Origin of the sequence: Roseovarius sp. (genome assembly GCF_018066915.1) — a bacterium.
In the GTDB taxonomy this organism is placed as follows: Bacteria; Pseudomonadota; Alphaproteobacteria; order Rhodobacterales; family Rhodobacteraceae; genus Roseovarius.
The window spans coordinates 1-4,521 of the sequence record NZ_JAGPVV010000150.1 but is presented as its reverse complement, the minus strand read 5'-3'; the positions used below and the strand labels follow the sequence as shown (position 1 = coordinate 4,521).

5 protein-coding genes are annotated in these 4,521 nt (G+C 57.8%); 4 read left to right on the top strand and 1 reads right to left on the bottom strand.

Translation table 11 applies throughout. The annotated features are described in order from the left end of the window. Positions 1 to 882: LysR family transcriptional regulator (locus KBT70_RS08145; protein ID WP_296631047.1), on the bottom strand; the 882-nt coding region annotated here is incomplete at its 3' end. A gap of 185 nt (positions 883 to 1,067) precedes the next feature. On the opposite strand from KBT70_RS08145, the gene dctP reads away from it, so the two are divergent. From dctP to KBT70_RS08125, 4 genes are all read left to right on the top strand, one after another. Next, entirely contained in the window at positions 1,068 to 2,054 is a 987-nt protein-coding gene (gene dctP / locus KBT70_RS08140; RefSeq protein ID WP_296631044.1) for a TRAP transporter substrate-binding protein DctP, read from the top strand. After that, on the top strand, positions 2,045 to 2,539 hold the full coding sequence (locus KBT70_RS08135; RefSeq protein ID WP_296631040.1) for a TRAP transporter small permease subunit: 495 nt from the start codon (positions 2,045 to 2,047) through the stop codon (positions 2,537 to 2,539). Before dctP ends, KBT70_RS08135 begins: the two co-directional genes overlap by 10 nt. A gap of 1 nt (position 2,540) precedes the next feature. Then, positions 2,541 to 3,854, top strand: coding sequence for a TRAP transporter large permease (locus tag KBT70_RS08130; RefSeq protein ID WP_296631036.1), 1,314 nt, complete (start codon positions 2,541 to 2,543; stop codon positions 3,852 to 3,854). 94 nt (positions 3,855 to 3,948) lie between these two features. Next, positions 3,949 to 4,521, top strand: a 573-nt coding sequence (locus KBT70_RS08125; RefSeq protein ID WP_296631034.1) for an IS6 family transposase, incomplete at its 3' end; no start/stop codon positions are given.

Here is a 4,521-nt window from a genome sequence, read left to right as displayed (position 1 = left end):
GGTGATCTTCTGTTTCATCCATGCCAGTCCGGGTTCGGCGACGAAAACATCCGACCAGAAAAGCCGTACCTCGATCAATTTGGTCTCAAAGGGCAGGTCCGCATAGACAAGGTCGTGTGTCGCTTGGAATGCCCGTGCGATCCGGGAGGGGACCGTGACGATCATGTTGGTTCTGGAAATGGCGCTCGGAACGCTGGAATAATGTGCAACCCTCAGCCCAAGTTTGCGCTCGGGCAGCTGTTCGCTGATGGACCTGTCGCCGGAGTTGTGGTAACTGGTGGGCGAGACGACTTCGATGTGGGGGCACTTGAGGTAGGCGTCCAGCGACATGCCGCCCGTCAGATAGCTATTTCGCGGGGAATAGAGGCACACATATTTTTCGTCGAACAGATGCGTGTTGGGAATCCTGTCGACGAGCGTCGGCAGATAACCGATCGCAAAGTCGATCTGATTTGTCCGTAACGCATCGTCGAGGTCATCGGTCTTCAGTGCATGCGTTTCAATCACGATATCCGGCGCCTCGTGATGCATGTTCCGCAACAGCGCCGGGATGAACTGCATTTCTCCGATGTCCGACATTGCGATGCGCACGGACCGGTTCGACGAGGCCGGATCGAAGGTGCCGATGTTTGTCATTGCCAGGTCCAGCGTTTCCAGCGCCGGTTTGACCTTGGCATAGAACACAGAGGCAAAGGACGTCGGGACCATACCCTCCCGGTTGCGCACAAACAGCGGATCGCCTGTCTGTTCTCGTGTCTGGGCAAGCAGGTAGCTGGCCGCCGACTGTGAGATCGCACATCTCTCGGCGGCAACCGAGACGCTGCGCGTCTGATACACGTGACAGAACAGCCGCAGCATGTGCAGTCCGATATGCGCTTTCATCTTGGCCTCCGGTCAGGGCTGCATCAAAGAATTAGATTTCTACCATGAGTACAATCAATTTGCTAGATTACGGTCCACTCTTTACCCTTTGTCCTGAGGAGAGGTCCGGGCGTGATGAGGATGTCAGTCCGGTCCGGAATCGGGGCCTGGCACATGCGGGTTTCAACACGTTCAGGGAGGAACGAATGACCAAACGACTCACCAGACTTGCCGTTATGACGCTTGCGGTTGCGCTGCCTGCCTTTGAGGCCGCCAGTGCCCAGGATGTGACCCTACGCGCAGTCAGTGCTTTTCCGACAGGTTCGACCTTTCAGCTGCCGTTCAAGAAGTTCATCGATGAAGTGAACGCGGCGGGTGACGGCTCTGTCACCATCACCTATGTCGGCGGGCCCGAAGCCATCCCGTCGCTCGAAGTCGCCAATGCGGTATCTTCCGGCGTCGTCGACATCGCCGTTGTTCCGACATCGTTCTACACGGCCGAACTGCCGGGCGCCGCCATGATCAAGCTGGCCACGACGACCATGCCCGAGCAGCGGGAGAACGGATGTTTCGAACTGCTCGACACGCTGCATCAGGATGGCATGAACACAAAGTACCTTGGCCGGACCGGGGATCACGTTAAGTTTCACCTCTACCTGAACAAAAAGATCGAAGAACCGGATCTTTCGGGGCTGAACCTTCGTGTGGCCGCAACGTATCAGGCGCTTTTCGGTGAGCTCGGTGCAAACATGGTCAACACCCCTCCGGGTGATGTCTACTCTGCGCTCGAGCGGGGTACCGTGGATGGCTACGGCTGGCCGTCGATCGGCATCTTCGACCTTGGATGGGATGCCCATACGTCCTACCGCGTCGATCCCGGTTTCTACATCGTCGACGTCAACTTTCTGGCCAACCTCGACACCTGGAACAATCTGACGGACGAACAGAAGGCGCTTCTGAACGGCAAGATGATCGATATCGAGACCGGCGAGCAGGAGAATGCGCAGCTGGTCGAAAAAGAGCTGGCACGTCAGGAGGCTGCGGGTATCGAGGCGATCACCTTTGACGGAGAAGCTGGGGATCTGTGGGAAAAGACCGCGCAGGACGCGGCCATTGCCGAGATCGCCGAAGCTGATCCGCAGGCTGTCGAAAGCCTTCGCGGATGCCTGATCCCGGGCGAACAATGGGACTGAGCCGCCTTCTCGACGCGACCCTGATGGCATGTGCAGTTCTTGCAGGTGCCATCTTTGTCGCAATCACTGTGGCTGTGCCGCTTGATGCGCTTGGCCGCAGTTTCCTTGCAAAATCGATGTTCGGTATCAACGATATGGTAGAGTATGGGCTGATGGCGGCTGTCCTCCTAGCCGCGCCCTGGGTTCTGAGCCGGGGCGAGCATGTGACAGTGGATGTCATTGCGGTGATGATCCAGGGCAGGGCAGGCCGCCTCCTGAGTGTCCTCGTGAGCCTGCTCGGTTTTTTGGTATCACTCATTATTCTTTGGTATGCGGCGCAGGCGCTGGCTTCGGCCTATACTTCGGGCCGCATGGTCCGGAAGGTCCTCGTCTTTCCGCAATACTGGACGTTCATCCCCCTCTGTATCTGCTTTGCACTCACATCGTGTGAGTTTCTGCGCCAGCTGATCAGAGGCAGGATTCTAAGCGCAGGACTGAGTATCTGACATGGAATGGGCAACTACCTTGGTGCTGATGTTCGGCGGCCTTATTGCGCTGCTTGCCATTGGCCTTCCCGTGGCATTCGCATTCCTCGTGGTGAACATCGCCGGTGCGTGGCTGGTGTTCGGCGGCGAGATGGGCATGATCCAGCTGGTCCGGAACGCCGTTACATCGCTGTCCAGTTTTACGCTGGTCCCGATCCCGCTGTTCGTGCTCATGGGCGCGATCATGTTCCACAGCGGCGTGGCACAGCGGGCCATCGGGGCCATCGACGTGGCGATCCACAAGGTGCCGGCACGGCTGTCTGTCGTGACTGTTGCCGCTGGAACCGTCTTTGCCGCATTGTCCGGATCTTCAATCGCCAATGCGGCCCTTCTGGGCAAGACGATGCTGCCAGAGATGCTGAAACGCGGCTATCACCCGACACTGGCCATGGGGCCGATTATGGCTTCGGGGGCGATCGCGATCCTGATCCCGCCATCGGCGCTCGCTGTTCTGCTGGGGAGCCTTGCCAAAATCTCGATTGCGAAGCTGCTTGTCGCAGGGATCGTACCCGCCGTAATCATGGCCTTCGGCTTTCTCTTTGTCATCGTGTATCAAGCGGTGCGGCACCCCGACCGCTGCCCGGCGGAAGCGCCACTGGACCTGCCGTTTCGTGAGCGGTTTCTGCCGCTGATCCGCGATGTCCTGCCGCTTAGCTTCGTGCTGGTCGCGGTCGTCGGAACGCTGCTTGCCGGGATCGCGACGCCGACGGAATCCGCCGCGTTCGGTTGTCTTGCGGCCGCGCTGATCTGTGCCTTTTACCGCAGTTTCAGCCTCGAGATGATGCGCAAGGCGATTTTTGAAACCGTGGCGTTGTCGACGACCATCCTGTTCATCGTCGTGGCCAGCCAGACGTTCAGCCAGATCCTGTCGTTTTCGGGCGCGACGCAGCAGATCGTAAACTATGTGTCGAACTCGTCTGCCGGACCGATGATCATTCTTCTGGGGATTATCGGCCTGCTTCTCGTGCTCGGCTGCTTTATCGATCAGATCAGCATGATGATGCTGACCATCCCACTGGTGTTTCCGATCGCACAGAGCGCCGGAATCGACCTCATCGTTCTGGGGACAACCTACCTGCTAGCGATGGAGATTGCGCTTCTGACGCCTCCGTTCGGACTGCTGCTGTTCGTGATGAAATCCGCAGCGCCGGCGCATATTTCGACAGCGGATGTTTATCGGGCCGTTCTGCCGTTTCTGGTCGTCAAACTCGCCGTGCTTGCACTGGTGGTTGCGCTTCCGGGCCTCGTGCTCTGGCTCCCCAACCTGATCGGGTAACGGAATACTTATGACGAACTCTACTCTCAAATCGGATCTGTTCACAAGGCATCGTCAAGTTGCGAGACATCTCAAAAGCCGTTTACGTGGGCGCATGACCAAACCTAAGCAATCTGGTGCCTTTTCAGGCCATCGTTTTCCTCCTGAAATCATCGGATACGCCGTCTGGGCCTATCACCGATTTCCCATGAGTTTGCGCGATGTCGAGGACTTGTTGGCCGCGCGTGGCATTGTGGTTAGCTATGAGACCATCCGAGCTTGGCTTGCGAAATTCGGGTCGCATTATGCCAAGCAGATCCGCCGAGATCGCCCCAGAGTGGCGGACAAATGGCACTTGGACGAAGTCGTCCTTCCGATAAACGGCAAGAAATATTGGCTATGGCGCGCCGTCGACAGCAAAGGCGACGTGCTGGACATCCTCGTCCAATCCCGGCGCAATAAACGGGCTGCAAGTCGATTTTTCCGCAAGCTATTCAAGGCATTTGGCGCGCCACGGGTGATCGTCACCGATAAACTCCGAAGCTATGGCGCCGCTCTGAAGGAGCTTGCTCCGAGAATAGAGCACCGCAGCCACAAAGGCCTTAACAATCGATCCGAAGGGTCACATCGCCCCACCCGACGGCGAGAAAAGATTATGGGGAGGTTTAAGTCACCGAGACAAGCCCAG